Source organism: Viridibacillus sp. NPDC093762, assembly GCF_050279675.1.
In the GTDB taxonomy this organism is placed as follows: Bacteria; Bacillota; Bacilli; order Bacillales_A; family Planococcaceae; genus Viridibacillus.
Genome location: NZ_JBNNUK010000007.1, coordinates 88,980 through 114,966 on the forward strand (window position 1 = coordinate 88,980; position 25,987 = coordinate 114,966).

Below are 25,987 nucleotides of genomic sequence, written 5' to 3' on the forward strand. Positions count from 1 at the left end.
TTCATGTTGTATTGTAACGAAAATATGCATTTTTGCATAGAAAAACCCTTATCCTCTAAGGAGAATAAGGGCCCTTTCATATATAGTGATTTAATTATTTCAAATCAGCGATATATTTAGCCATAGCGTCAAGATTATCTGCTGGTACTAAACCAGCAGGCATGCCGCCTTTACCGTTTTGAAGAATATCTTTAACCTCATCAGCTGCTAAACCAGTACCATGTAGGTTTGGTCCCATGCTACCTTCTAGGTTTTCACCGTGGCAAGAGATACATTTGCTAGCCGCGAATGCTTCAGGATCAAATTCACCTGCTGCTTCTTCACCTTTAGCAGATTCTTCAGTTTTAGTTTCATCGCCTTTTGCGATTTCTTCTTTTTTGTCTGCTCCATCAAGAGACATGAAGAAAATCAAACCGATACCAAAAGCCATAATTAGGATATACGGAATAATCGGATTCTTTTTCATCAATTAACACTCCTCATAAGTTCAGTCTTATTTCTAAATAAATAGAATCAGTCAACACTTAATATTGTACTTCATTCTATTGAAAACGAAAAGACTTATTGGGGAGTTTTTCGGCGGAATGTGTCAAATTTGCCATATTCGTCACATTAACATCCAATTTGACGAGCAATTACCATTCTTTGTACTTCAGAGGTTCCTTCTCCAATTTCTAGCAATTTTGCATCTCTCATATAGCGTTCCACTTCATACTCTTTCATGTAACCGTAGCCACCGTGAATTTGAATGGCTTGATCAGCAATTTCCATAGCTATTTCTGACGCATATAATTTTGCCATTGCTGCTTCTTTTGTAAAAGGTTTACCTTCGTCTTTTAACCAAGATGCTTTGTAAACCATATTTCTTGCCAATTCTATTTTCATTGCCATATCTGCTAGTTTAAATTGTGTTACTTGGAAAGATGATAATGTTTGGCCGAATTGCTTGCGTTCTTTTGAGTAACTGAGCGCTCGCTCGAAAGCAGCCTGTGCAATACCGACAGCCATAGCTGCAATACCGATTCGTCCACCATCTAGTGTGACAAGGAATTGACGGAAGCCATTTCCCTTTTTTCCAAGTAAGTTTTCTTGTGGCACACGTACATTTTCAAGAATTAGTTCTGTTGTATTGGATGCATTTAAGCCCATTTTTTCGTAACGATCTAAAACTGTAAAACCTTCTGCATCAGTCGGAACAATAATGGCGCTAATTTCTTTTTTTCCATCTTTTATATCTGTAATAGCTGTTAATGCTAGATGTTTGGCATAGCTAGCATTTGTAATATACACTTTGCTACCATTAATCACGAAATCTTGCCCATCTTCTTTTGCTTGTGTTTCGGTACCCCCAGCATCAGATCCAGCGTTTGGTTCTGTTAATCCAAATGCCCCAAATGATTCACCAGTACAAATAGGTGTTAAATATTTTTCCTTTTGTTCTTTAGTACCAAATAAGTGCAGTGGAGCTCCCCCTAGTGAAATATGAGCGGAATATGTAATACCTGTTGAGGCACATGCTCGGCTCAATTCTTCAGTCACAATAGCAAAACTCGTTGTGTCTGCACCTGCTCCTCCGTACTCTTCTTCAAACGGCAAGCCCATCATCCCCATGTCGGCAAGCTGTTTGAAAATCTCCTTTGGAAAAGCTTTCGTGCGATCGCGTTCAATTGCTCCTGGTGCTACAACTTCATCAGCAAACTCCTTCATTGTTTTTCGAATCATTTGCTGTTCTGATGTAAGATCAAAATTCATACAATCACTCCCCTTTGTGAATACGCTTACACCTTAGATTATACAGAAACAAATTGTATATTCATAGAATAAAATGCATTAAACGAGAAAATATGAAGATATTAGAAGAAAAGTATGTAAGCGAAAATAATTAATAATCCACCCGCTCCTGAAATCATAAAGTAGATGAGTTTCATCCATATACCTGAAACTAACCATAAGACGCAATTCGCTATAATTGCAAGGTGCATCGCTAGTGAATTATCAGGTAAATAGACTTCCATAACTCTTACAGAAATTCCTAGTAATAGGAGGGCAGCCGCAGTATATGCAAGTGTGGTTAAAATATCTTTTTGTGTTGCAAATTTAAAAACATAGAATAGTAAACAAACGATTGTAATTGATACGACAATAATAGGAAAAACGACAAATTTCACGCTTATTAGAAATAAAAATACAAGAAGGGAGATTGTACTTACACCTAATAAGGTCATTATCCATTGTTTCTTTGAGTGTTCTTTTGAAAGAATAGCATTTTTCGAGCTAATTTCGAGTTCAGTTGTAGCTAGCTCTTCCCCTTCTGCATATAAGGTGGTTAAAAAATCACAATAATGCTCTGGTAATAAGTTATTTTCTTTCCAAAATAAGATTTCATTCAGGATTGTTTCTTTTCGTTGATTCTTCATCTAGTAGTCTCCTAACTAAAAAACCAATTTCATCCATAATTTTACCTTATTTATATCAAAAAGGCACCCCTGTAAAGGAGTGCCTTAAGGACTATTCTAAGAAGTCTTTTAAACGTTTGCTTCGAGATGGATGGCGCAATTTTCTTAGTGCCTTCGCTTCGATTTGACGAATACGCTCACGTGTAACGCCAAATACTTTCCCTACTTCTTCAAGCGTACGCGTACGTCCATCGTCTAAACCAAAACGTAAACGTAACACATTTTCTTCACGATCAGTTAATGTATCAAGTACATCTTCTAATTGTTCTTTTAGTAATTCATACGCTGCATGATCAGATGGTGATTGTGCTTCTGAGTCTTCGATAAAGTCTCCTAAGTGTGAATCATCTTCTTCACCAATTGGCGTTTCTAGAGAAACTGGTTCTTGTGCGATTTTCAAGATTTCACGAACTTTTTCAGGAGTTAAATCCATTTCTTCTCCGATTTCTTCAGGAGACGGTTCACGACCTAAATCTTGTAAAAGTTGACGTTGTACACGAATTAATTTATTAATTGTTTCAACCATGTGTACTGGAATACGAATTGTTCTTGCTTGGTCAGCAATTGCACGTGTAATGGCTTGGCGAATCCACCAAGTTGCATACGTACTAAATTTGAATCCTTTGCGATAATCAAATTTTTCAACTGCTTTAATAAGCCCCATATTACCTTCTTGTATTAAATCCAGGAATAGCATACCACGACCAACATAACGTTTCGCGATACTTACTACAAGTCGTAAGTTGGCTTCAGCTAATCTCTTACGCGCTTCGTCATCACCTTGCTCAATACGTTCAGCAAGCGCGATTTCTTCTTTTGCACTTAATAAATCTACACGACCAATTTCTTTTAGGTACATTCTTACAGGGTCATTAATTTTAACACCTGGAGGCACGCTTAAATCATTTAAATCAAACGTCTCTTCAGCTGCACTACCTTTTAATAGACGATCAAGATTTTCCTCATCACCATCTTTACCACCAAGTTCAATACCTTTAGATTCTAATTGCTCGATAAATTCTTCTACTTGGTCTGCTTCCATTTCGTAAGATTGTAGTTTGTCTGCAATCTCTAAGTAAGTTAATTCACCATTCTTTTTACCTGAATCTACTAAATGTTTTTTTGCTTCTTCTAGAGTATGTTCATGTTCAACAACTGGTTTAATATTTTTAGACTTGTCTGCCATAGGTGTTTCCTCCTTCAACAACCGAATCCGCATCACATTGCCGATAACGATTTTCTTAAATCAATTACTTCTTGTGAAAGCTTTAATGCACTTCCAAAATCATGCATTTTCTCCGCTTCTTTTAATGCGTGATTCTTATCTTGAATTTGCTGCTCAATTTTATACTTTTGAACTTGTTTCAAGCAATCCGCGATCTCTTCTTCGAGATGCTCTGGATCACGATCCGCTAAAGCTGCTTCCATTGCAATTTTTCGTAATTCACTATCTTCTAGAACTTCAGCGAATCGCTGATAATCTGCTTTCTGATGGTTTTCATAGAAACCTATGAGATGTACATAGACCGCTAAATAGTCATCTCTAACAAATGGTTCTTGCTCCGCTAAACGTACACGATCAACAACGTCAATGTTATGTAACATGTGTGCTAGAAGTAATCTTTCAGCACGATCTATCGCTGTGATTTTCTTTTTAGGGAGCCTCATTTGCGGCGGAGGGATTTGTTGCTGCTGCTCTTGTCTTTTTGAGTTTTGGGCAAGCTGTCCTTCCTTTTGACGCAGTTGCATATTTAGCGTGTCTTCTGAAATATTCGTTTCTGTTGATATTTGCTTTACATATAATTCTTTCTCAATTGGTGAGATTCCTCCAACTAAATAGTTCAAGGCTTCATCCACATACTGCAATATATCATTATTAAATTGGAAGTTTTTATTTCTGCGTGCAAACATTAGCATAAATGCTATATAACTTAGTGGTTCTTCAATAATCTTAGACTTAAAAGATTCTTCTCCAAACTGCTTTATATAGTCATCCGGATCAAGTCCTGTTGGGAGTACTGCCACATCTACTTTCATCTTTTCTGCGTGTAACATTTCCGCAGCTCGCTTTGCAGCCTCCCAGCCGGCTTTATCTCCGTCATAACAAACAATGATACGTTCAGCTAGACGTTTTATCTTGTTCAAATGTTGCATCGTAAGTGCTGTTCCCATTGTAGCAACAGAATTATGAACATTTGCCTTTTTACCTGACAGAACATCCATAAAGCCTTCAAATAATACAATCTTTCTCTCTTTACGAATAACAGGTCGAGCTTGATCCAAATTATAGAGGACTTGCCCTTTATGGAAAATTGGTGATTCTGGACTATTCAAATACTTGGCGTCTTCTCCAGTATTGTCAATTATCCGACCTGAGAAAGCGATTATTCTCCCACCTTCATCTTTGATAGGAAACATTATTCTTTCCCGAAAGCGGTCAAACCATCCTGAGCCATCTTCCTTTTGAATAATGAGCCCACATTGTTCCATTTCTGCTAATTCGAAACCTTTTCTTTTTAACAGTTGAGTCAGTGAATCCCAATGTGGTAAGGACCAGCCAATGCCATAAGATTCGATAAGTTCCTTCGTAAATCCTCTTTGTTGCAAATATATAAGAGCTTTTTCTCCTTCCTCCGTATTAAGGAGGAGATGCTGATAATATTCAGCAGCAAAAGCATGAGCTTCTTTCATCCGCCCTTCTTCTTTAGAAATAGGGTGCGTTTGTTCCTCAGAAGTTGATACCTCTACATGAACGCCCACACGATCACCTAGCTTAGCGACCGCCTCTTGGAATGGAATATGATCTATATCCATCAAGAATGTAATAGCGTTCCCTCCAGCTCCGCAACCAAAGCAATGGAATATTTGTTTATCTGTAGATACAGAAAAAGAAGGTGTCGATTCACCATGAAATGGACATAAACCAAACCAGTTTCTGCCTCGCTTCGTCAATTGCACATAATCATTGATGACATCAACTATATCTGCCTGAGAACGAATTTGTTCAATAATTTCTTCAGGTATTCTTTGAGCCATTCCATCACCATCTTTACTTGCTAATAACTGAATTCGAGATAATCATATAAAAGTCCTGCATATTTCGACATAAAAATTTATATTTTATTATGGAAAGGTAAAAATACTTATATACATTTTTACCACAATTTTTTATTATAAAACATTTTGTCTGAAAAATCTATCACTTTTTTTGTAAAACACACAAAAAAACCTCCCCAGGAACGAGGCGGCTAGCATACTTATATCATTGTCTCGATAATTGAATGCGATGCAGTATATCATTTGCAGTTTCTTCTACTGCACGGTTCGTCACATCAATGACATGACAACCGATACGATCGACAACTTTTCGGAAATGTACGATTTCTTCATTGATTCGATCAAGTTTTGCGTAATTCGCACCGTCGTTTAATCCAAGTGCAATCAAACGCTCTTTTCTTATATTATTTAACTTTTCAGGTGAAATTACAAGCCCAAAGCATTTTTGAGAATCCACTAAAAATAATTCTTCTGGTGGTTCCACTTCTGGAACAAGTGGTACGTTTGCAACTTTAAAACGTTTATGCGCTAAATATTGCGATAATGGTGTTTTTGAAGTACGTGAAACTCCTACTAACACGATATCTGCTAGTAATAAGCCTCTAGGGTCTCGACCATCATCGTATTTAACTGCAAATTCAATTGCTTCAATCTTTTTAAAATAATCATCATCTAATTTTCTTACTAACCCAGGCTCTTCTACAGGCTCTATTTTTAAAGTTTCTTCCAATTTCCCCATTAGTGGTCCCATCAAATCAATTGCTGGAACAATCATATTGTCGCTTAAGTGTTGTATATAAGCACGCATTTCTTCTTTTACTAGTGTATAGACAATTATGGCACCTTGTTCAGTAGCTAAATGAACGATTTCATTTAACTGTTCCAAACTCTCTACATGAGGGAATCGCTTCAAAAATGTATCTTGCATACCTGGTCTGAATTGACTAATTGCAGCTTTCGTGACAAGTTCTCCTGTCTCTCCTACTGAATCAGAAACGATAAATACGGCTAATTTATTCATTGAATGCATCACCTCACAAATCATGGTTATCTGCAAGCGATAAAAATGCTCGCGTAATATTTGTTTTTGTTAGCCGACCTATGACTTCGTAGCCATCAGGATGTTCAAGGACGACAGGTAGCGCATCAATTTGTCTTTCAATAAGCTTATGGGCAGCTTGAATCAATCCATCTGACTTCATACAAAATGCAATATTAGGCATTCTAGTCATTATAATATGCACTGGGATATGATTTAAGTCCTGATTTCCAATACTTGTGCGAAGCAAATCTTTCCTTGATAGGACACCTGTCAAGTATGCGTTTTTGTCTACAACAAAAAGAGTTCCAACGTCTTCTAAAAACATCTGACAGATGGCATCATATACTGAAATATTCTCAGATACCACAACCGGAATTGATTGAAAATCTTTCACTTTCATATTCATCATGCTATCTATAACAGCTTGACCTGTCTTTTTACCAGAATAAAAATAACCAACACGTGGTCTAGCATCTAAATAACCTGCCATTGTAAGTATGGCTAGATCTGGTCTTAGTGTTGCTCTAGTCAGTGAAAGACGCTCAGCAATTTGTTCTCCCGTTATAGGACCGTTACCCTTAACAATTTCTAAGATCTCTTCCTGACGTTTGTTGAGTTCTATTGGACTCACCGCCTCAAAAAGTGTTATACTCAATACCTAATAATTATATACTATTTCACTGTATATTGCTAAGAAAAGAAACGCGTGTTACAATGTGTTCAAATCATATAGGCGATGAACGGAAAATAAGTATCATTTCAAAACATAGCGAGTAGGGAAAGTGAAAGCCTGCAGGAAATGAGAAACGGCAACCGGGAGCTAATTTTTTCAAAGAGGACTAAGTTTGTTCTTAGTCAATCGGGGTGGAACCGCGGGTCATTACGCACTCGTCCCCGGGCATTAGTGCCCGGAGACGGGTGCTTTCTTATTTTCAATTACTTTTTGGAGGGATTTTCATGGCAAAATCAATGGAAAATATCGTCAGCTTAGCAAAACATCGTGGATTCGTATTCCCAGGATCTGAAATCTACGGAGGATTAGCAAACACTTGGGATTACGGCCCACTTGGTGTAGAACTAAAAAACAACGTAAAAAAAGCATGGTGGAAAAAATTCGTTCAAGAATCACAATATAATGTTGGTCTTGATGCAGCAATTCTAATGAATCCAAAAACTTGGGTAGCTTCTGGTCACGTTGGTAACTTCAATGACCCAATGGTGGACTGTAAAAAATGTAAATCACGTCACCGTGCAGATAAATTAATCGAAGATGCAGCATTAGCACAAGGTCAAGAAATTATCGTAGATGGTTTACCATTAGATAAAATGGCTGAAGTAATGAGTGAATATGACGTAAAATGCCCAGATTGCGGCGAGCAAGATTTCACAGAAATCCGCCAATTCAACTTAATGTTTAAAACTTTCCAAGGCGTAACCGAATCTTCAACAAATGAAATTTTCCTACGTCCTGAAACGGCGCAGGGTATTTTCGTAAACTTCAAAAACGTTCAACGTTCAATGCGTAAACGTACACCATTTGGTATCGCACAAGTTGGTAAATCTTTCCGTAACGAAATCACTCCAGGGAATTTCACTTTCCGTACACGTGAATTCGAACAAATGGAACTTGAATTCTTCTGTAAACCAGGTACTGAATTAGAGTGGCATGCTTATTGGAAAGACTTCTGTAAAAACTGGTTATTAAACTTAAGTATGTCTGAAAGCAGCATGCGCCTACGTGATCACGCAGACGATGAACTTTCTCACTACTCAAATGCTACAACTGATATCGAATTCCAATTCCCATTCGGTTGGGGCGAACTTTGGGGCGTAGCATCTCGTACAGACTTCGATTTAAAACGTCATATGGAACATTCAGGTGAAGATTTCACATATATCGATCCAGTGACAAATGAACGCTATGTACCCTATTGCATCGAACCATCATTAGGAGCAGACCGTGTAACTCTAGCATTCTTATGTGATGCATATGATGAGGAAGAATTAGAAAACGACGACAAACGTACGGTTCTTCGCTTCCACCCTGCTTTAGCACCTTTCAAAGCAGCTGTATTACCACTTTCAAAAAAATTAGCAGAGCAAGCGAATGACGTTTGGGCGGATCTTCGTAAAGAATTCCCAGTGGATTATGACGAATCTCAATCAATCGGTAAACGCTACCGTCGCCAAGATGAAATTGGTACACCATTCTGTATCACTTACGACTTTGACTCAGTAGAAGATGGCCAAGTAACAGTACGTCACCGCGACTCAATGGAACAAGTTCGTATGCCGATTGCAGATGTTAAAGGTTATATTGCTAAACACCTTGAATTCTAATAGCAAAACTATCCTTAATAGACATTAACATTAAACATTATTAAATCAATAAGAGCCGTGATGAGATATACTTTCACGGCTCTTTTTTCTATCAACTTATAAATATTCCACTTCAGCAATTTCACCTTGAATAATAAAAATTTCTACATAATAAAAAGCAAACCACATATACTTCTGTCATTTGTAGTTGTAATCGTTTTTCTTCCATTAAAATAACCAAAGTGATTAATCGAAAATAGTGCTGAAGTTAATAATAATAACAGAGGAGAAGTAATTTAAAATCAATCTACTGACTATATATTTATTTCAGTAGTCATTTTCTAATCCCCCTACTCTATCTCTAATGCTCTCATTTCAACAACTGAATTATCTCTAACTTGTTTTAAAGTAAGTAAAGTTAATAAGCCTGTAAAGAGTAAGGCTGCAATGAGTAGCATACCTGAAGTTAATGTTAAAGATCCAAGAATCATCGGGCCAACGAAGCCACCTAAAGCCGCAAATGAGTTTACAAGTGCAATTCCAACAGGAGCTGTTGATTCAGTGAAAAAGAATGTCATATAAGCAAAGAAACACCCGGTAAATCCATATAATCCAGCAGATGTAATAGTAAGCATTGCAACCATAGATAAAGGTGATGTTACAAAACCACATCCTATGAATCCTAAAATCGCAATTACTAAGCAGACTATAAGATGCGATTTATAAGTGTTAGTTCGATCCGTATTCCAACCTGTAAAAATATTTGCCGGAATTCCTACTAAAGAAGGAATCATTGCAAGCCAACCGATTTGCATATTAGTTGTATCTACAACTGATAAATTTTTAATTATTGTTGGAATCCAGAAAGACAAACCATAGATGCCTGTATAACCAGCAAAATAAAAAAATGCTAGCTTCCAAACTTTAGAGTCTTTAAGCATCTCTTTCTTAGATACTTTGTTGACTTTTTCACTTGCTCTTCGTTCCTCTTTCAACTCACCCTCAAGCCAATCCTTCTCCTCAGTAGTTAACCACTTTGCCTCTTTAGGTCGATTTACTAAATAAAAAACAACTAACACACCTAAAATAATTGCTGGAATTCCCTCAAGAATAAACATCCAACGCCAACCTTCGAGACTAAACCAATTAACATTATCAATTATCCACGCCGACAGTGGCGCTCCTATTAAACCGCCAATAGGTAATGCTAATAATAAGACAGCAGTTGCTTTACCACGTTCTCTTGAGCGGAACCAGTAAGTCAGGTATAAAATAATACCTGGGAAGAATCCAGCTTCTGCTACCCCCAATAGGAATCTTAAAATATATAAATGGGTCGCACTCTGAACAAAACCAGTTAATATGACTAAAATCCCCCAGGAAATCATAATTCGAGCAATCCAAACTTTCGCACCAACTTTATGCATAATCATGTTACTTGGAACTTCAAAAAAGAAATAACCAATAAAAAAGATACCTGACAGCAATCCAAATACTTCAGCACTTAAAGCTAAGTCAGCATTCATTTCTAAAGCTGCAAAACCTAAGTTAACTCTATCTAAATAAGCAATTGTATATAAAATCAAAATGAAAGGCAAAATTCGAGTCATTGTTTTTTTAAGAGTAGTCTTTTCTATACGTGAAATATCATTCATAAATTAACCCCCATAATTAATAGTTTGGATTTTCCAAAATAATTGCAATGCCTTGCCCTCCACCAATGCATAAGCTCGCAACACCATATCGAACATTTCTTTTATTCATTTCAATTGCTAACGAGTAACTAATGCGCGCTCCGCTAGCTCCAACTGGATGGCCTAATGCTACAGCACCACCATTGACGTTCACCTTTTCTTCATCGATTTCAAGTTCTTTTACGACTGCTAAAGACTGTGCTGCAAATGCTTCGTTCAATTCAAACAAGTCAATTTGGTTAATTTCTAACTTTGCTTTTTGTAATGCTTTTTTAATTGCTGGTACTGGCCCAATTCCCATGTATTTAGGATCTACACCTGCTATCCCCCAAGAAACAATTTTCGCTAATGGTTGTAATTTATTCTTTTCTAAGTAATCCCTTGATACAACTAAAACAGAAGCAGCACCATCATTAATACCACTGGCATTTCCTGCTGTCACGGTTCCAGTTTCTTTAAAGGCTGGATTAAGTTTTCCTAATCTTTCAGCAGAAATGTCAGTACGAATATGCTCATCTTGATTAATAATAATTTCTTTGCCCTTTTTTCCTTTTAGCACAACTGGAACAATTTCTTCTGCAAAGCGGCCATTTTCACGAGCGATAGAAGCCTTTTTGTGTGAGTTCATAGAGAAAACATCTTGTTCTTTTCTAGTAATTTCGTACTTATCTGCTAAATTTTCAGCCGTCATCCCCATGCCACAGCTTGCATATTGATCGTATAAAGTCTCCCAAAGCATGTCGTCAATTTTAGGTGCTTTGTTAGGAGAACCAAAACGTGTACCCCGTAATACATGAGGTGCTAAACTCATATTTTCAGTACCACCTGCAATTGCTACATCGGTTTCGCCTAAAATAATATTTTGCGCAGCAGAAACTATTGCCTGTAGTCCCGACCCACATAGACGATTAACTGTCAATGCAGTTGAAGATTCCTTCATCCCGCTCCTTAACCCAATATGTCTTGCTAAATATGCGGAATTACTTGTTGTATGAATAATATTGCCAAAAATAATTTCGTCAATAGACTCTATCTCTACACCACCACGTTTTATCGTTTCTTTAACTGTTGCTACCGCTAAGTCTATATCACTAGTATCTTTAAATGAGCCTCCAAATGTTCCAAATGCTGTTCTAGAACCGTTTAAAATATATGCTTCCATTTTCATCACTCCCCATATCGTTTACATTTACATACCACCAGAAATATTTAAGTTTTCCCCTGTAATACCTGATGCTTCATTAGATGTTAAAAAATAAACACCATTGGCAATTTCTTCTGCGCTAATAAAGCGGTTCATCGCTTGTTTCGGATACATAATTTCAGCCAATGCTTCAGCTTCAGTCATCCCTTTTTCTTCTAAATCTTGTATTTGTTTTACTAGCAATGGCGTTTTTACCGGACCAGGTAAAACAGCATTGGCTGTAACACCAAATTGAGCACCTTCTAATGCGGTTACTCTTGTCAGACCAATCACACCGTGTTTTGCTGCAACATAAGCAACTTTTTCAGGTGTAGCCATTTCTCCATGAACAGAGGAAATATTCACAATACGTCCATACTGTTGCGCTTTCATATACGGCATAGCATGCTTAGTCATAAGGAAAGGTCCAGTAAGCATGACGTTAATTAATAAATCCCACTGTTCTGTTGGGAAGTCTTCGATTTTTTCACGGTATTGTAATCCTGCATTATTTACGAGGACATCTACATTCCCACTAGTAGCGACTTGCTTTAATGCTTCGCGAACTGAATCTTCATTTGTCACATCAAGTACTATCGCTTTCACTTGATCACTGTATTGTTTTTCTAATTCTAGTACTCTATCTAAATGGAGATCTGCTGCAAATACAAAATCTCCTTGGTCAACAAATTTTTTCACCATTGCTTGTCCTAGTCCACCTGCAGCTCCAGTAATAATAATATTTCTCATTAATTTACCTCCAATGATTTAGTGTCCAAATGAGGGTTTGTATTTAATAAATGTCGCACTAAAGATTCATCTCGCTCCACTACATAGCTATCGATACCTTTTCCAGGATACTTAAAAAAACCATTTCCTGACTTCACACCTATATTCCCTGCTTGTACACGATCCTTAATGACACTGAAATCTCGTACAAAAGATTCGACTTCCGGTTGTAATTGATCCAACACTATATTCCAAATATCTAATCCACCAAAATCGACAAATTTTAATAACCCACTTATGCGGTAAACCACCAGACGCAATTGCTACAATTCGGTGTATTACTTCAGGGTTAACGCCCAGATTTAGATAAACTTTTGATAGCGCTTCCATTCCGCCTCCGTGAAGAAGGCAAAGCCCGATGTTACAGCTACAACTGCACCATAACCGACAATTGCACTCGCGTTAATAATCGGTATTACAGCTAATGTTGACCAAGAATTAGAGCATCTCGTTTCATATCAATATATTTCAAAAATAAAAAAAGAAGTTACTACAGCAATCATTAATGTGTATACAATTTAATAAGCATTAATAATGAATACTATCAGTGAAACAATGCTAGTGATTAAAGTCCACATTTAAAAATCACTTATTTAACTATCTCGACATCATACAATAATGGTAGACCAATCTTTTCAATTAACTCCTCAATAGTTAAGTCTCCGTATAAATCAATAACTTTTACACCTTCCGAAGTAAACATAAATGTTGCATACTCCGATACAAATAAATCTACTTTTCTTTCACCGCTAGATTCATAAGTAAGTTGATCTACTAATTTTGAAGAGCCGTCCTTTGCAAATAAAGTTGATGCAACTATTACTTTTTTAGCACCTGCAACCAAATCCATTGCACCTCCAACACCCAAGATTGGTTGGTTTGGAACTGCCCAGTTAGCAATTTCTCCACTCTTATCTATTTGTAATATTCCTAATATTGCGACATTTAAATGCCCACCTCTAATCATTCCAAATGAATCTGCACTACCAAAAAATGCAGCTCCTTTTGTAATTGATACAGGTGTCTTACCGGCATCGATTAGATCAATATCTACGGCATTCTCTTCAGGAGGAGGCCCCATTCCAATAAGCCCATTCTCTGATTGTAGATATACATTCTTTCCTCCTAAAAATGAGGCGACTAAAGTCGGAATACCTACTCCGAGGTTTACTACATCACCTTCTTCAAGCTCTTGAGCTATACGTTTTGCAATAATTTCTCGTTTATTTAACTTCAACGTACTGACTCCCTTCTTTTATGTAAGTACTTTGAACAACATAATCAACATAGAGATGTGGTGTAACAATATGTTCGGGGTCTAACTCACCAACTTCTACAATTTCATCTACCTCTGCAATTACAATATCAGCTGCAGTTGCCATCACTGGATTAAAATTACGTGCAGTTGTATGATAGATCAAATTTCCAAGTCTATCGGCTTTGGCTGCTTTAATGAGGGCTACATCTCCTCTAATTCCTTTTTCAAATACATAACGTTGCCCATCAATTTCACGAATTTCTTTATCTTTTGTTAATGCTGTACCAACTGCTGTTTTTGTATAAAAACCACCAATCCCTGCACCACCACAACGGATTGCCTCGGCTAAGGTTCCCTGTGGTAAAAGTTCTATTTCTAGTTCTCCTCTAGACCAAGCCATCACAGCTTCTTTATTTATGGTAAAGAAAGAGCCAATCACTTTTTTAATTTTTCCTTCCATAAAAATCTTATGAAGTCCCATGCCATTATCTCCAAGATTATTACTGACTATTTCTAAGTTCTCAATGTCAGTATGCAAAACTTGATCTAACACACTTAATGGTGTTCCAGAAATACCAAATCCGCCTACAAGAATTCTCATATCACTCTTCAAAATATGACGTATTTCCTCTAATGAAACTATTGTTCCCATCATTCACACTCCTTTTATAGTAATAATTATATCTAGTTTATTTTATTGGAATAAAATACTAGACTGTGGTCTAATATTAATACATAGAATTTTCATAGTCAATCTAGAAAAGGAGATAAAAAGTGAATAAACGAGAGAATAAGCAACTCAGAGGAGTAATAACGAGGGATAAAATTTTAGCGACGGCATTGGGATTATTTAACGAAAGAGGATACAATAAGGTAACTGTTGATGAAATTATTCTAGCAAGCGGAACTTCAAAAGGTTCTTTTTATCAACATTTCCCTTCTAAAGCTTCTATTTTTTTATATCAATTTTCAAAAGCGGATGAATATCATACTAAAATATCAAAGGACATTCCAAGTAATCTTTTGGAACTAACTAAGCTTGAACATTTTTCTCTGGAGGTATTAGATTTTTTAGATAAAGAAATGGGGAAAGAAATGGGGAAAGTCATATACAGTTCAGCGATTGGATCCAATGAACATACTTACTTTATTAATGCAAATCGACCGTTATTTAAGATAATAAGAACATATATTGAAAAAGCATTCTCCAACAATGAAATTAAAAATGGTTATTCTCTAGACGAAGTATATACTAGTTTAATTCAAGGAATTCTGGGTATTATTTATTATTGGGCTATAAATGATAATATTACTTCTTTAAAACAAGTCGGACAACCATTGCTTTCTGCTATAATAATTGGTTTCAAAACACATTATAATGAAATTACTTCTAAAGAAGAAAACCTTTCTTACTAATAAGTCTTTGGATTGCGTTGAGTTTTCTTGTCAAGGTAAGTCTTTTGTTAAGTTAAAATATCACTAGTATGAATATTTTATATCTCGTTATCTCTTAACATAAGACAGGGGACGAAATTATTATTATTTAAGTAAAATAAAAACCCACAAACTGACTAATTTTCGTCAGCTTGTGGGTTTTCTGTTTCTCCGGATGCTTCTTTTTTAGATTCGAAATTAGCTCCGAATAATTGAGGTGCTCTTTCAAGTTGCTCAATAAATGATTTTGACTTTAAGCGCATGCCTGTTTGTTCTTCATAAATAGTTGTACTAATTTTCTTTATAAACTTTTTTGTTTCTTTTTTTAGTGTCAGTTTCCCTATTTTTTCAATAGGTACACTATAAAACATTCGGATAAGTTTTAACTGAGTTGGTGTTAGGCGTATGATATACGGATCTTGGTGGAAACATCTATGACAAAGGAAGCCACCTTGTGTAAATGAAAAAGCAAATTCTCCATCAACAGCACTACAACTTGCACATTCATGCAATATTGGCTGCACACCAGTAAAAGGTAGCATTTTCCATTCCACAAACAATGCAATGGCTTCAGGGTCGTAACCTTCTTCAATGGCACGTAATGCTTGCACTAACACTTCAAAAGCATAAGGCTCTGCTTTTTCCGATTCAATTAAACGATCGACAAGTTCAACTGCATAACTTGCATACGCGGTCGCTACAATATCTTCACGAATATGACGCATCGATTCTAGAGGTTCGCCTTGTTGCACAGTGCCCATACCACGACCTTGTTGTATTAAATAGGAACCATATGTGAATGGTTGCGTAACCGAGGCTAAACGACTAGATGGTTTTTTCGCACCGCGAGCCATTGCCGTTACCTTTCCAGCTTCTCGCGTCATAAACGTGACAATTTTATTGGTCTCGCCATATGGTTGTGTTTTTAAGACAATGCCTTCCCATTTATTCAGCAATTGTCTTCACATCCCTAACTTAATATTCGTCTTCTCTGAAACCAAAGTCACGTAATTGAGAAGATTTATTACGCCAGTCTTTTTGTACTTTGACCCAAAGTTCTAAGTACACTTTACTGCCTAAAAGCATCTCAATGTCTTTACGTGCGCGGATTCCAACTTCTTTCAATAGGGCACCTCGTTTACCGATGACAATCCCTTTTTGTGAATCACGTTCTACAATAATAGTAGCCATTACACGAATCATATCTTTGTCTTCATCTTTTGCAATTTTGTCCACTTGTACTGCGATTGAATGTGGAATCTCTTCACGTGTTAAATGCAACACTTTTTCACGTACTAATTCAGAAATAATGAAACGCTCAGGGTGGTCTGTTACTTGGTCAGCTGGATAATATTGAGGTCCTTCAGGTAAATAATTTTCGATTGTTTCTAGCAAACGATCAACATTATTACCATCAAGAGCAGAAATTGGAATAATCTCAGCAAAATCATATTCAGCTTTATAATCTTCAATTGTGTGCAATAAGTTATCTGGGTGCACTTGGTCAATTTTATTGATTACTAAGAAGACAGGTGTATCATTGCCTTCAAGCATTTCTAAAATGAACTGATCCCCTTTGCCTAACTTTTGAGTTGCGTTGACCATGAACATAATGACATCAACTTCTCGCAAAGTGTTTTTAGACACTTTTAACATGAATTCTCCCAATTTATGTTTTGGTTTATGAATACCTGGTGTATCGATGAAAACCATTTGGCTAGCATCTTGTGTTAAAACACCTTGTACTTTGTTTCGTGTTGTTTGTGGTTTATCACTCATAATGGCGATTTTCTGACCGATAACACGATTTAGAAACGTTGATTTCCCTACGTTTGGTCTACCAATAATTGAAATAAAGCCTGATTTGAATTGATTATTTTCCTGCATTCCTTAAATCCTCCGGTGTAAAGGCACCTGGTAAAAGTTCACGAACTGTTGTCTCTTGAACATCGCCTTTTAAATTTGTTAAGTAAACTGGCATATCTGGTGCGCAAAATTCAGCAATAACTTGGCGACATGCTCCACATGGTGAACATGGCCCTTCTGTATCCGCAACAACAGCTAGCGCAATAAATTCTTTTTCGCCTTCTGAAACAGCCTTGAAAATGGCAGTACGCTCTGCACAGTTCGTCATACTGTAACTCGCATTTTCAATATTGCATCCACGGTAAACTTTACCATCTTTTGTTAGTAGAGATGCACCGACTTTAAATTTTGAATAAGGGACATGGGCATTTTCGCGTCCTAGTTTTGACTCTTCCATTAATTGATGTTTGTCCATTAGAATCACCTCATATAAATAAATTCATCCACTTAGGCAAAAAGATGAGTATCCCGATTATAGCACTTGCACAAGCAAATACAAGTACAGCACCTGCTGCCAAATCTTTTGATTGTTTGGCAAGAGGGTGTATCTCTGACGTAGTAAGGTCCACTACTCTCTCAATTGCCGTGTTAATCATTTCAAGGGTTATCATTATAGCAATGACAATAATAATTACTAGCCACTCCGTTTGCGATAATCCAGTGAGTAAACCCGCACAAATAACTATAATTGCCGCTAACAAATGGAAACGGAAGTTCTGTTCTCTAAATGCATACAATACCCCTTGAAACGCATATTGAAATGATTTCAAAAATTTACTGACGTTCATTAGCATCACGGCTTAGGCCGTAAGATTCAAGAATTGTATCTTGTTTGCCAAACATTACTTTTTCATCTTCGGGCACCATATGGTCATAGCCCAGTAAATGTAAAAAGCCATGTACAGCTAAAAAGCCTAATTCTCGTTCAAATGAATGCCCGTATTCATCCGCTTGTTCTTTTGTACGATCGATTGAAATGATAATATCACCTAAAATACGTGGCATACCTTCAGCAATAATTTCCACTTCTCCTTCTCCCATTTCTTCAAGGGCAAAGGAAATGACATCTGTTGGTGCATCTTTTTGGCGATATTGACGGTTAATTTCATGTATCGCTTCATTCGTCACAAACGTCACAGATAATTCTGTTTCATCTTCGATATTTTCAACTGTCGCAGCGTGTTGTAGTAATTTTTCTACTAGCTCAATATCAGAATCCTTTACTTTTGATGTTTCATCTAAAAAATCAATGTTTAAACTCATATAGTTGCCTCCTAGGCTTATTTTGGCTTCGGATATTCGATACGTGAATGGAAGATACCATTTAGCGTTTCACAAAAAACTGCTTCAATCTTTTTTAATTCCCGGACGGAAAGATCGCATTCATCAAATTGTCCATCCTGTAATTTGTCTTGTGCAATGGCATGAACCAGCTTTTGAATTTTCTCAGCATTTGGTTCTTTCATCGAACGAACAGCAGCCTCTACACTGTCCGCTACACTTATTATAGCAACTTCTTTCGTTTGTGGCTTAGGCCCAGGGTAACGATAATCAGATTCAACTACAGCTGGATTTTTTTCCTTTTCTTTATAATAAAAGAATTTCAAAAGACTTGTCCCATGATGTTGTCTTGCAATGTCTATAATTTCTTTTGGCATTTTATGAGCTTCTAACATCTTAGCCCCATCTTCAGCATGCGCGATAATAATATCTCGACTCGTTTCTGCTGGCAAGCTATCATGAGGATTGATGGCTCCCATTTGATTTTCAACGAAAAACCCAGGCCTTTTTGTCTTTCCAATATCATGATAATAGCAACCTACTCTTGCAAGCAAGCCATCTGCTCCTACAGCTTCACAGGCAGCATCAGCAAGGTTTGCCACCATTACACTGTGATGATAAGTACCAGGTGTTTCTACTAAAATCTTTTTTAATAATGGATGATTGGGACTTGATAACTCTATCAATCTAAAGGATGACAGAATTCCGAATGCCGATTCAATAAACGGTAATATCCCTAATGTAAGTGCTCCTGACAGTAAGGCAGAAACTATGGATGCGACTAAATAATACGCGAGCTCGGTCATACCATATGTAGATTGAGTCAATAGTAAATAAAAGCCAATAAAAGTTGCATTTACTAAAGCAATAACCATACTTGTTTGTAAAATACTCGAACGTTTTTCAATCCCTTTATTGAAAAATAAACTACTTAATCCACCGAAAATAATATATAAAGATACTTCCATTTGAATTACAGTAGCGTAACCCTCTTGGAAAATGACACCTGCTGCAACCCCTGTCATAATCGTTATGATGATTGCGATTCGCTCATTAACTAGTAATCTAATAAGCATAGGTGCCATCGCTACAGGGTAAAGAAACCCTATCATGACTTCGAATTCGTTCTTAATCAGACTCAGCAATTCCATCACGACAATAGATAGTAAATAAATCGTTACTGTGATGATTAAATCACGGACTTTTGTTTTTTCATCGGTTTTCCAGTTTCGGAAAAGAGCAAAGAAGAAAGCCATTTGTAATGTAATGAGTAAAAATAAACCCATTATCGGTTTAGTCGAAGTATGATCCGCAAGCATCCCTGTTAACTCTAATTCTCGGTAGACATCACGATCGATCACTTGTCCTTCTTGTACAATAATTTGACCTTGCAATATACGTGTTGGATCCACATTTGCCTTAGCTTGTTCAATTTGTTCTTTTGTTAAATCCGGATTTTCAGTTTCCGTTTCTGTAATCGAGAAACGTCCAATTGATACAAGTGTTGCTCGAATTTCTTCTGGAAATTCAGGTTTTTCTCTAATTTCTTTATCAATTTTCGCCTTTATCTCTGCAACATGATCAGTTCGAATAGGTTCAGATAGCTGCTTTTTCACAAGTTCCGTTAACTCATCACGTGTTACCCGTAAAGAGTCATTATCTTGTTCGATCAGTGCCATCAATTCTTGATCAGTAAACCGGAGTCCTTGACCATCTGTGTTTAATGCGATTAATTTTTTTCGTAGTTCTGCTACACGATCTTGCATAACAGTTTCTTTTTCTTTTTTAGTTTTTCCGTCCTCAATCGACGTTTTCACTTCTAAAACATAGTCAAAAATGGACTTAATCATTGATGCACGGTTTTTCGCAATTTCTTCAGAATACTGAAAGACAGGCTTTACACTGCTAGCTGCTTGCTCTCTATCTTCCTCAGTTTTTACCGTGTCTTCTACTGTCTTCATCGAACGAATCGTATCCGGCGATAATTGAAAAAGTTTTAAGTCGAAATGTTCGCCCCTCACATTCCCAAGCATCAGTGAAAATTGCAAGATGCCCGTGACAGTTAATATGACGGCAATTAATACCGGAAAACGAAAGTACTGCATTAGCTTTTTTAAAAAAGCATCCATACAGCCACCTCCTATCTATAGACTATCATATCAACAATTGACATTTTTTTCACAAAAAACATAACGGATTTCGCTATAAATAATAATAAATTTATAAATAATTAATAATACCAACACAAAATCGACACGAAACTATTTATACAAAAATAAAACGCAACACCCATAAAATGAGTATTGCGTCATCTAATACACTATTGCTCTTCTTCATATGCTTGTATAATTTTTGCTACAAGTGGATGACGAACCACATCCGCTTGTTCGAGAATTTGAAAATGGATATCCTTCACATTCTGTAACGTATGTTCAGCATTTGTTAGCCCTGATATTGCACCTTTTGGTAGGTCAATTTGGGTTTTATCGCCTGTTATAACCATTTTCGATCCAAAGCCAAGACGTGTTAAGAACATCTTCATTTGTGCTTTAGTTGTATTTTGAGCTTCGTCTAAAATAACGAAGGCATCATCTAACGTACGTCCACGCATATAAGCAAGTGGCGCAATTTCAATCGTTCCCCGGTCAATTAGTCGTGTCGTTTGTTCAGTGCCCAAAATATCATGCAGTGCATCATATAAAGGACGTAAATATGGGTCGACCTTTTCCTTTAAATCTCCTGGTAAGAAACCTAGACTTTCTCCAGCTTCTACTGCAGGACGTGTTAAAATAATTCGTTTTACATTGCCATTTTTTAGTGCTTGTGTTGCCATTACTACAGCTAAGTACGTTTTCCCAGTTCCTGCTGGCCCAATACAAAAAGTTAAATCACGATGTCTAATTGCTTGAATATATTCACGTTGACCAATCGTTTTGGCCCGAATCATTTTACCTTTAGTATTACGGGCTATGACTTCATCATAGAGCTCTGCAAAATACTCGATTGTACCGTTTTTAGCCATTTCAACTGCTGTAGCAACATCACGTTGATTAATATTAATTCCCTTACGAATAACTTTTAATAATTGTTCTAATAATTTCGTTGCATCGTCTTTTTGGCTTTCATTACCGACAATATGAATTGTTTCGCCACGCGTAATGATTTGCACATTAAAAGCCGTTTCAATCAATTTCATATTTACATCTGATATACCTAAAAGCATTACCGCTTCGTTAGGATCTTGCACGTTTAATTGGGTTGGTTGTTGTTCTAGCATGCTCAATCTCCTTGATAAATCGCTTGTTTAACTGCAATGTTTTCATTTACCAAAAACAATACTTTCCCTTTTACTGTATCATTATCAATAGCAACCTGCAAAAGTTTTTCCCGTTTCATAACTGTTTTAGATGGCAATTCATTGACATATTTTTGATGAAGCAGTGGTAACAGTACCTTTTCAACCGATTGCTCATCTAATACAAGCTCTCTTGTTATACCTTGCTGTGTGACAGATAAGTCAACATACTTGGCTAACCATTTAGGTAGTTTTACTGTTTGCCAGTCACCGTCCTTTTTTTTCTTGTCTTTTTTCCACTGCAACTCATAATGTCGTTCACCTGGTACTTCATATTCAATCTTTCTAGGTAGTGAGAACGACGCCTCAATCCAGTAGTCCGCAAATACCTCTCCTTCAGCCCCGTAGACGATTTCTTTCTCACCTTGTTTCAATATACCGGTGACGAGCAAATCACCCGTATAAACGGCCTTATTTTCCTCTACAACGCGTTCACCTTTCGTTAAATTAAAATGCGTTATAACACCACTTTTTTTAGCAATTAAGTGGCTCGGTTGTTCTTTTTTTTCAATTTCAGTATCTAACTTTGGCGAAGGAATTGGTGAAAAGGTGAGATGACTTCCTTGCTGATTAATATGCACCCAAGATAATTCTCGCTGATCTTGTAAAATTTGCTGTCTAATAACTGTTTCATCAGGTAACTTACGCTTTAAAAATGGCGGTGAAATTTGCAATATATATAAACTCTTTTGCAGCTCTTCCTCCTGCTCTGGAGTGGATGCATCGATATCGACAGACCAAATAAATTGTGAAGCGCATAATGGGACGAGAAATAACAATAATAATCCTATATGCACGATCCACTCATTACGTAAAATAACTTCCTCGTCAAGCCAGCTTATTGTAATTCTCATATGGTACTTGCGTCTGAGTTTACGAATCATCGGTAAATGCTTACGAGTTGTTTGGAATGTTACATAATTTTTTGTCGTTTTCACTTTCTTAAGAGGAATGTTCGCCTTTGCTAATGCCCTTAAAAATCCAGGTAGGCGATCATTTTGCGTCACTTCTAACTCCAATTTACGATTATTCCATCCATGCCTTTGCAAGTTAACTCTCCTGCCATTTTTCAATTGTCATTTTTTCTAATTGATTCAATTTCAAAGCTACCAGCTCGTCCTTTAGCACTTGGATTTGCAGCTCTTTCGCTTTGATATGAATGATAAACTCTTCGTGCAAAAATTCCACTTGCTTCTCAGAAATCTTTTGAATTGTAATTTTCCCTCTTAACTGGATCGTTTGGAAGTTTTCAATTTCGATAAGAGGCAGTAGCTGAAATAGCCGTTTCGACATACAAAAACCCCCTTCTCTATAGCATATGCAAAGAGAGCGGGGGTCATGTATTAGCGTTTCGATTTTGGTGGACCTAATATTTCTGCCATCATAATTGATTGCGCTAATTGATTTTTTGTTTGTGGAAAATTGAACGTTTTATTATCAGTTTGCTTCACTTTTTTCTGAATTTCTGCTCCACGAGACATAGCAGGACGGGTCGATCTTGAGTTTTCAAAACTACGTGTACCCTCTGAAGCACTGCTTCGCTCTAATATAGGTGCAGCTTTTTCTTCGATCATTTCTTTCGCTTTTTCAACTTCAGCTTTCGGTTGTTCACCAAATTTGTTTTCAAGATCACGGAAAACTTCTTTCGCATAATCTTCTAAACTACGCGTTTGCCCTGTTTTTTGCGGCATCGGTTTACTATGTTCAGAACTTTGCGGTTTTTGCACAGGACCCTTATTTGGCGCTTGCTTATTCTTTGACTTTTTGTCCTTGAAAAAAGCACTTATGATAGCTGATATTATGAACAGGATGATTACTTCCAATGGAAGTGCCTCCCTCCTAATGGTTGACGATTACTTATTGATTGTCATTGGTGTTATCATGTGAGTCTTGATTAATTTTACTAATTGAATCACGCATGCTTGTATCAGCCTGCACGTTTTTGTAGTTCATATAATCCATAATACCTATATTACCACTACGAAGAGCTTCTGCCATAGCTAAAGGAACCTCAGCTTCTGCTTCTACTACTTTCGCTTTCATCTCTTGCACTTTTGCGACCATTTCTTGTTCGTTGGCTACAGCCATTGCACGACGTTCTTCAGCTTTTGCTTGTGCGATATTTTTGTCAGCTTGCGCTTGCTCAATTTGAAGTTCTGCCCCAATATTTTTGCCGACATCAACGTCTGCAATATCAATCGATAGAATTTCAAATGCTGTACCAGAATCTAATCCTTTTGATAATACGGTTTGAGAAATTGAATCTGGATTCTCTAATACTGTTGAATGGTTTTTAGAGCTACCGATTGTACTAACAATACCCTCACCTACACGGGCAACGATTGTTTCTTCACCGGCACCACCAACAAGTCGTTCGATATTCGCACGAACTGTAATACGCGCTTTCGCTTTAACTTCAATACCATTCATTGCTACACCCGCGATAAATGGTGTTTCAATTACTTTCGGGTTAACCGACATTTGAACAGCTTCTAACACGTCACGACCCGCAAGATCGATTGCTGCACAGCGTTCAAAAGTTAACTCGATATTCGCACGATGAGCTGCGATTAACGCATTGACAACACGGTCTACGTTACCACCTGCAAGATAATGACTTTCTAATTGATTAATCGTTACTGGTAACCCTGCTTTATGTGCTTTAATTAATGGATTGACGATACGTGATGGAATAACTCGACGTAAACGCATACCAATTAATGTGAAAATACTAACTTTAACCCCAGCTGCCAATGCAGAAATCCACAATGCCACAGGGACAAATGTAAATAGAACTGCTAATGCTATAAATACTACTACAATAGCAATAATAGCTGTAATTGCACTACCTGTTAATGCCATTTAAAACATCCTCCTTTAGTTTAGAGCACCTCTCTGACAACGATACGAGGCCCTTCAACTTTAATAATTATAACCGTTCTTCTTGCATCAATGTAACCGCCTTCAGAGACTACATCGATTCTTTCACCATCTAGCATAATCGCGCCAGCAGGTCTTAAAGGTGTTGAAGTTATAGCCTCTTTTCCAAGAAGCTCTAGACGATTCTTATTTGATACATAACCGCTCTCTGTATCTGTAGCGTCTTTTAACACGATTTTGTTAAGCATTGTCATTTTTTTACCGAAAAATTTCATTATAATCACCATTCCTATTACTGCTACTAACAGAGCCGTAAGAATTGAATAAGCCATGTACGTCACATTAGCACCAGCTAATAATAGACTTAAAACAATTGCGCCAAATCCAATAATACCACTAATACCACCAGGCAAGAAAAACTCAGCCACTACTAGTATAATCCCAACAATCACTAATATGATGGATTCATATCCTGCAAATCCAGCAACTAGATGACCAAAGAAAAATAGAATGATGGCTATTATACTCATAGTTCCCGCTACACCAAAGCCAGGTGAATATAACTCTATTACTAATCCTAAACTAGCGATTGATAAAAGTATAGGGACAATAATGGGATTAGTAATAAACCGTGCGATTTGCTCTGCAAAGGATTCATTTACATTCACAATCTCAGCACCATCTAAATCTGTTTTCTCAAGAAGTTCTTGAAACGACAAAACAGTTCCTTCAGAATACCCAACTTTTAACGCTTCATTAGCAGTTAGTGTTAGTAAATTCCCTTCTGCCGCTCTAAACTCTGGTAAAGCATAGGATAAATCTGCCATTGCTAGTGCATATTTAGGGTTTCGATTTGAGGTTTCTGCCGCTGCTTGCATTTGCGCTAGCCACGCACTATTGGCTTTTTGACCGGCCATATTACCATCAGAATCAATAACTGCCGCAGCCCCTATTGTTCCATTAGGCACCATATAAATTTCATCGGCATGCAATGCTATAAATGCGCCTGCTGAATGGGCATCTTTATTTATAAATGCAATTGTTCTAACTGGTGATTCATCCATGAGCTTTGCAATGTCGCCCGCTGCATTGACAAATCCACCTGGCGTATGAATATCTAAAACAATTGCCTTGGCACCACTTTCTTCAGCTTCTTTAAAAGCTCTTTGTAAGAAAGCATATAAGCCTTTCTCAACTTCTTTTTCCACTGGCACATGATACACTTCTGTTTTAGCGAAAACAGAAGCTAGTGGTAAAAATAGCATGAATGACATGAGCATCAAAAATAACAAGCTAACTTTTTTAGATTGCTGCAACTTCACCCCACCTTTCTACTATGAAGTATGCCTAATTAATTTACGGTTGAACTACTA

Annotated in this window: 27 protein-coding genes; 2 read left to right on the forward strand and 25 right to left on the reverse strand. The window is 37.0% G+C overall.

What is annotated here, in order from left to right:
- Nucleotides 1–94: 94 nt before the first annotated feature.
- The 7 genes from cccA to ACQKM9_RS11040 all read right to left on the reverse strand — a co-directional run bounded on the left by cccA (nucleotide 95) and on the right by ACQKM9_RS11040 (nucleotide 7,186).
- Entirely contained in the window at nucleotides 95–466 is a 372-nt protein-coding gene (gene cccA, locus ACQKM9_RS11010) for a cytochrome c550 (protein ID WP_427734403.1), read from the reverse strand.
- A 146-nt stretch (nucleotides 467–612) separates the two neighbouring features.
- Complete coding sequence (locus ACQKM9_RS11015; RefSeq protein ID WP_038186966.1) at nucleotides 613–1,752, reverse strand: acyl-CoA dehydrogenase family protein; 1,140 nt, start codon at nucleotides 1,750–1,752, stop codon at nucleotides 613–615.
- 101 nt (nucleotides 1,753–1,853) lie between these two features.
- Nucleotides 1,854–2,417, reverse strand: coding sequence for a hypothetical protein (locus tag ACQKM9_RS11020; RefSeq protein WP_427734404.1), 564 nt, complete (start codon nucleotides 2,415–2,417; stop codon nucleotides 1,854–1,856).
- A 91-nt stretch (nucleotides 2,418–2,508) separates the two neighbouring features.
- Nucleotides 2,509–3,642 (reverse strand): RNA polymerase sigma factor RpoD, encoded by a 1,134-nt coding sequence (rpoD, locus tag ACQKM9_RS11025; protein ID WP_193740488.1) that lies wholly within the window; start codon nucleotides 3,640–3,642, stop codon nucleotides 2,509–2,511.
- 32 nt (nucleotides 3,643–3,674) lie between these two features.
- Nucleotides 3,675–5,492: a DNA primase gene (dnaG, locus tag ACQKM9_RS11030; protein ID WP_427734405.1), complete on the reverse strand. Its 1,818-nt coding sequence runs from the start codon at nucleotides 5,490–5,492 to the stop codon at nucleotides 3,675–3,677.
- A gap of 226 nt (nucleotides 5,493–5,718) precedes the next feature.
- Complete coding sequence (locus tag ACQKM9_RS11035; RefSeq protein ID WP_427734406.1) at nucleotides 5,719–6,534, reverse strand: pyruvate, water dikinase regulatory protein; 816 nt, start codon at nucleotides 6,532–6,534, stop codon at nucleotides 5,719–5,721.
- A 13-nt stretch (nucleotides 6,535–6,547) separates the two neighbouring features.
- Nucleotides 6,548–7,186 (reverse strand): helix-turn-helix transcriptional regulator, encoded by a 639-nt coding sequence (locus ACQKM9_RS11040; protein WP_427734488.1) that lies wholly within the window; start codon nucleotides 7,184–7,186, stop codon nucleotides 6,548–6,550.
- A 326-nt stretch (nucleotides 7,187–7,512) separates the two neighbouring features.
- On the opposite strand from ACQKM9_RS11040, the gene ACQKM9_RS11045 reads away from it, so the two are divergent.
- The gene (locus ACQKM9_RS11045) at nucleotides 7,513–8,895 is read left to right on the forward strand and encodes a glycine--tRNA ligase (protein ID WP_427734407.1); all 1,383 of its coding nucleotides are present in this window, start codon (nucleotides 7,513–7,515) and stop codon (nucleotides 8,893–8,895) included.
- 329 nt (nucleotides 8,896–9,224) lie between these two features.
- On the opposite strand, the gene ACQKM9_RS11050 is transcribed toward ACQKM9_RS11045, so the two are convergent.
- From ACQKM9_RS11050 to ACQKM9_RS11075, 6 genes are all read right to left on the reverse strand, one after another.
- Nucleotides 9,225–10,529 (reverse strand): MFS transporter, encoded by a 1,305-nt coding sequence (locus ACQKM9_RS11050; protein WP_427734408.1) that lies wholly within the window; start codon nucleotides 10,527–10,529, stop codon nucleotides 9,225–9,227.
- Between the two features lie 16 nt (nucleotides 10,530–10,545).
- A complete protein-coding gene (locus ACQKM9_RS11055; protein ID WP_427734409.1) occupies nucleotides 10,546–11,730 on the reverse strand; it encodes an acetyl-CoA C-acetyltransferase in 1,185 nt (394 codons plus the stop codon).
- Nucleotides 11,731–11,757: 27 nt separating this feature from the next.
- Nucleotides 11,758–12,501: a 3-hydroxybutyrate dehydrogenase gene (locus ACQKM9_RS11060; RefSeq protein ID WP_427734410.1), complete on the reverse strand. Its 744-nt coding sequence runs from the start codon at nucleotides 12,499–12,501 to the stop codon at nucleotides 11,758–11,760.
- Nucleotides 12,501–12,791, reverse strand: coding sequence for a hypothetical protein (locus ACQKM9_RS11065; protein WP_427734411.1), 291 nt, complete (start codon nucleotides 12,789–12,791; stop codon nucleotides 12,501–12,503). The genes ACQKM9_RS11060 and ACQKM9_RS11065 overlap by 1 nt, the downstream gene beginning before the upstream one ends.
- A gap of 338 nt (nucleotides 12,792–13,129) precedes the next feature.
- The gene (locus tag ACQKM9_RS11070; RefSeq protein WP_427734412.1) at nucleotides 13,130–13,777 is read right to left on the reverse strand and encodes a CoA-transferase; all 648 of its coding nucleotides are present in this window, start codon (nucleotides 13,775–13,777) and stop codon (nucleotides 13,130–13,132) included.
- Entirely contained in the window at nucleotides 13,764–14,450 is a 687-nt protein-coding gene (locus ACQKM9_RS11075; protein WP_427734413.1) for a CoA transferase subunit A, read from the reverse strand. The genes ACQKM9_RS11070 and ACQKM9_RS11075 overlap by 14 nt, the downstream gene beginning before the upstream one ends.
- 122 nt (nucleotides 14,451–14,572) lie before the next feature.
- Between ACQKM9_RS11075 and ACQKM9_RS11080 the strand changes: the two genes are divergently transcribed.
- The gene (locus tag ACQKM9_RS11080) at nucleotides 14,573–15,214 is read left to right on the forward strand and encodes a TetR/AcrR family transcriptional regulator (RefSeq protein WP_427734414.1); all 642 of its coding nucleotides are present in this window, start codon (nucleotides 14,573–14,575) and stop codon (nucleotides 15,212–15,214) included.
- A gap of 155 nt (nucleotides 15,215–15,369) precedes the next feature.
- On the opposite strand, the gene recO is transcribed toward ACQKM9_RS11080, so the two are convergent.
- The 12 genes from recO to ACQKM9_RS11140 all read right to left on the reverse strand — a co-directional run bounded on the left by recO (nucleotide 15,370) and on the right by ACQKM9_RS11140 (nucleotide 25,930).
- Nucleotides 15,370–16,188 (reverse strand): DNA repair protein RecO, encoded by an 819-nt coding sequence (gene recO, locus ACQKM9_RS11085; RefSeq protein WP_427734415.1) that lies wholly within the window; start codon nucleotides 16,186–16,188, stop codon nucleotides 15,370–15,372.
- Nucleotides 16,189–16,207: 19 nt separating this feature from the next.
- Nucleotides 16,208–17,119, reverse strand: coding sequence for a GTPase Era (era, locus tag ACQKM9_RS11090; protein ID WP_427734416.1), 912 nt, complete (start codon nucleotides 17,117–17,119; stop codon nucleotides 16,208–16,210).
- On the reverse strand, nucleotides 17,106–17,513 hold the full coding sequence (locus ACQKM9_RS11095) for a cytidine deaminase (RefSeq protein WP_427734417.1): 408 nt from the start codon (nucleotides 17,511–17,513) through the stop codon (nucleotides 17,106–17,108). The genes era and ACQKM9_RS11095 overlap by 14 nt, the downstream gene beginning before the upstream one ends.
- A gap of 10 nt (nucleotides 17,514–17,523) precedes the next feature.
- Nucleotides 17,524–17,886, reverse strand: a complete 363-nt coding sequence (locus ACQKM9_RS11100) for a diacylglycerol kinase family protein (protein WP_427734418.1) — start codon at nucleotides 17,884–17,886, stop codon at nucleotides 17,524–17,526.
- Nucleotides 17,873–18,361 (reverse strand): rRNA maturation RNase YbeY, encoded by a 489-nt coding sequence (gene ybeY, locus ACQKM9_RS11105; protein WP_427734419.1) that lies wholly within the window; start codon nucleotides 18,359–18,361, stop codon nucleotides 17,873–17,875. Before ybeY ends, ACQKM9_RS11100 begins: the two co-directional genes overlap by 14 nt.
- A gap of 17 nt (nucleotides 18,362–18,378) precedes the next feature.
- Entirely contained in the window at nucleotides 18,379–20,508 is a 2,130-nt protein-coding gene (locus ACQKM9_RS11110) for an HD family phosphohydrolase (RefSeq protein WP_427734420.1), read from the reverse strand.
- Nucleotides 20,509–20,699: 191 nt separating this feature from the next.
- The gene (locus ACQKM9_RS11115) at nucleotides 20,700–21,656 is read right to left on the reverse strand and encodes a PhoH family protein (protein WP_427734421.1); all 957 of its coding nucleotides are present in this window, start codon (nucleotides 21,654–21,656) and stop codon (nucleotides 20,700–20,702) included.
- 2 nt (nucleotides 21,657–21,658) lie between these two features.
- Entirely contained in the window at nucleotides 21,659–22,783 is a 1,125-nt protein-coding gene (locus ACQKM9_RS11120) for a sporulation protein YqfD (RefSeq protein WP_427734422.1), read from the reverse strand.
- A gap of 1 nt (nucleotide 22,784) precedes the next feature.
- A complete protein-coding gene (locus tag ACQKM9_RS11125; protein ID WP_427734423.1) occupies nucleotides 22,785–23,027 on the reverse strand; it encodes a hypothetical protein in 243 nt (80 codons plus the stop codon).
- Between the two features lie 50 nt (nucleotides 23,028–23,077).
- Complete coding sequence (locus tag ACQKM9_RS11130) at nucleotides 23,078–23,557, reverse strand: hypothetical protein (RefSeq protein ID WP_427734424.1); 480 nt, start codon at nucleotides 23,555–23,557, stop codon at nucleotides 23,078–23,080.
- Between the two features lie 34 nt (nucleotides 23,558–23,591).
- The gene (gene floA, locus ACQKM9_RS11135; protein ID WP_427734425.1) at nucleotides 23,592–24,596 is read right to left on the reverse strand and encodes a flotillin-like protein FloA; all 1,005 of its coding nucleotides are present in this window, start codon (nucleotides 24,594–24,596) and stop codon (nucleotides 23,592–23,594) included.
- Between the two features lie 20 nt (nucleotides 24,597–24,616).
- Nucleotides 24,617–25,930, reverse strand: coding sequence for an NfeD family protein (locus tag ACQKM9_RS11140; RefSeq protein WP_427734426.1), 1,314 nt, complete (start codon nucleotides 25,928–25,930; stop codon nucleotides 24,617–24,619).
- Between the last annotated feature and the right edge of the window lie 57 nt (nucleotides 25,931–25,987).

Excerpts from the sequence above, each read along its gene's own strand:
- ACQKM9_RS11015 (WP_038186966.1), bottom strand. The coding sequence starts at position 1,752 with ATGAATTTTGATCTTACATCAGAACAGCAAATGATTCGAAAAACAATG.
- ACQKM9_RS11115 (WP_427734421.1), bottom strand. The coding sequence starts at position 21,656 with ATGCTAGAACAACAACCAACCCAATTAAACGTGCAAGATCCTAACGAA.
- ACQKM9_RS11050 (WP_427734408.1), bottom strand. The coding sequence starts at position 10,529 with ATGAATGATATTTCACGTATAGAAAAGACTACTCTTAAAAAAACAATG.
- ACQKM9_RS11060 (WP_427734410.1), bottom strand. The coding sequence starts at position 12,501 with ATGAGAAATATTATTATTACTGGAGCTGCAGGTGGACTAGGACAAGCA.
- dnaG (WP_427734405.1), bottom strand. The coding sequence starts at position 5,492 with ATGGCTCAAAGAATACCTGAAGAAATTATTGAACAAATTCGTTCTCAG.
- ACQKM9_RS11110 (WP_427734420.1), bottom strand. The coding sequence starts at position 20,508 with ATGGATGCTTTTTTAAAAAAGCTAATGCAGTACTTTCGTTTTCCGGTA.
- ACQKM9_RS11095 (WP_427734417.1), bottom strand. The coding sequence starts at position 17,513 with ATGGACAAACATCAATTAATGGAAGAGTCAAAACTAGGACGCGAAAAT.
- ACQKM9_RS11125 (WP_427734423.1), bottom strand. The coding sequence starts at position 23,027 with ATGTCGAAACGGCTATTTCAGCTACTGCCTCTTATCGAAATTGAAAAC.
- ybeY (WP_427734419.1), bottom strand. The coding sequence starts at position 18,361 with ATGAGTTTAAACATTGATTTTTTAGATGAAACATCAAAAGTAAAGGAT.
- ACQKM9_RS11020 (WP_427734404.1), bottom strand. The coding sequence starts at position 2,417 with ATGAAGAATCAACGAAAAGAAACAATCCTGAATGAAATCTTATTTTGG.
- cccA (WP_427734403.1), bottom strand. The coding sequence starts at position 466 with ATGAAAAAGAATCCGATTATTCCGTATATCCTAATTATGGCTTTTGGT.
- ACQKM9_RS11045 (WP_427734407.1), top strand. The coding sequence starts at position 7,513 with ATGGCAAAATCAATGGAAAATATCGTCAGCTTAGCAAAACATCGTGGA.
- ACQKM9_RS11055 (WP_427734409.1), bottom strand. The coding sequence starts at position 11,730 with ATGGAAGCATATATTTTAAACGGTTCTAGAACAGCATTTGGAACATTT.
- ACQKM9_RS11035 (WP_427734406.1), bottom strand. The coding sequence starts at position 6,534 with ATGAATAAATTAGCCGTATTTATCGTTTCTGATTCAGTAGGAGAGACA.
- rpoD (WP_193740488.1), bottom strand. The coding sequence starts at position 3,642 with ATGGCAGACAAGTCTAAAAATATTAAACCAGTTGTTGAACATGAACAT.
- era (WP_427734416.1), bottom strand. The coding sequence starts at position 17,119 with ATGCAGGAAAATAATCAATTCAAATCAGGCTTTATTTCAATTATTGGT.
- ACQKM9_RS11075 (WP_427734413.1), bottom strand. The coding sequence starts at position 14,450 with ATGGGAACAATAGTTTCATTAGAGGAAATACGTCATATTTTGAAGAGT.
- floA (WP_427734425.1), bottom strand. The coding sequence starts at position 24,596 with ATGGCATTAACAGGTAGTGCAATTACAGCTATTATTGCTATTGTAGTA.
- ACQKM9_RS11100 (WP_427734418.1), bottom strand. The coding sequence starts at position 17,886 with ATGAACGTCAGTAAATTTTTGAAATCATTTCAATATGCGTTTCAAGGG.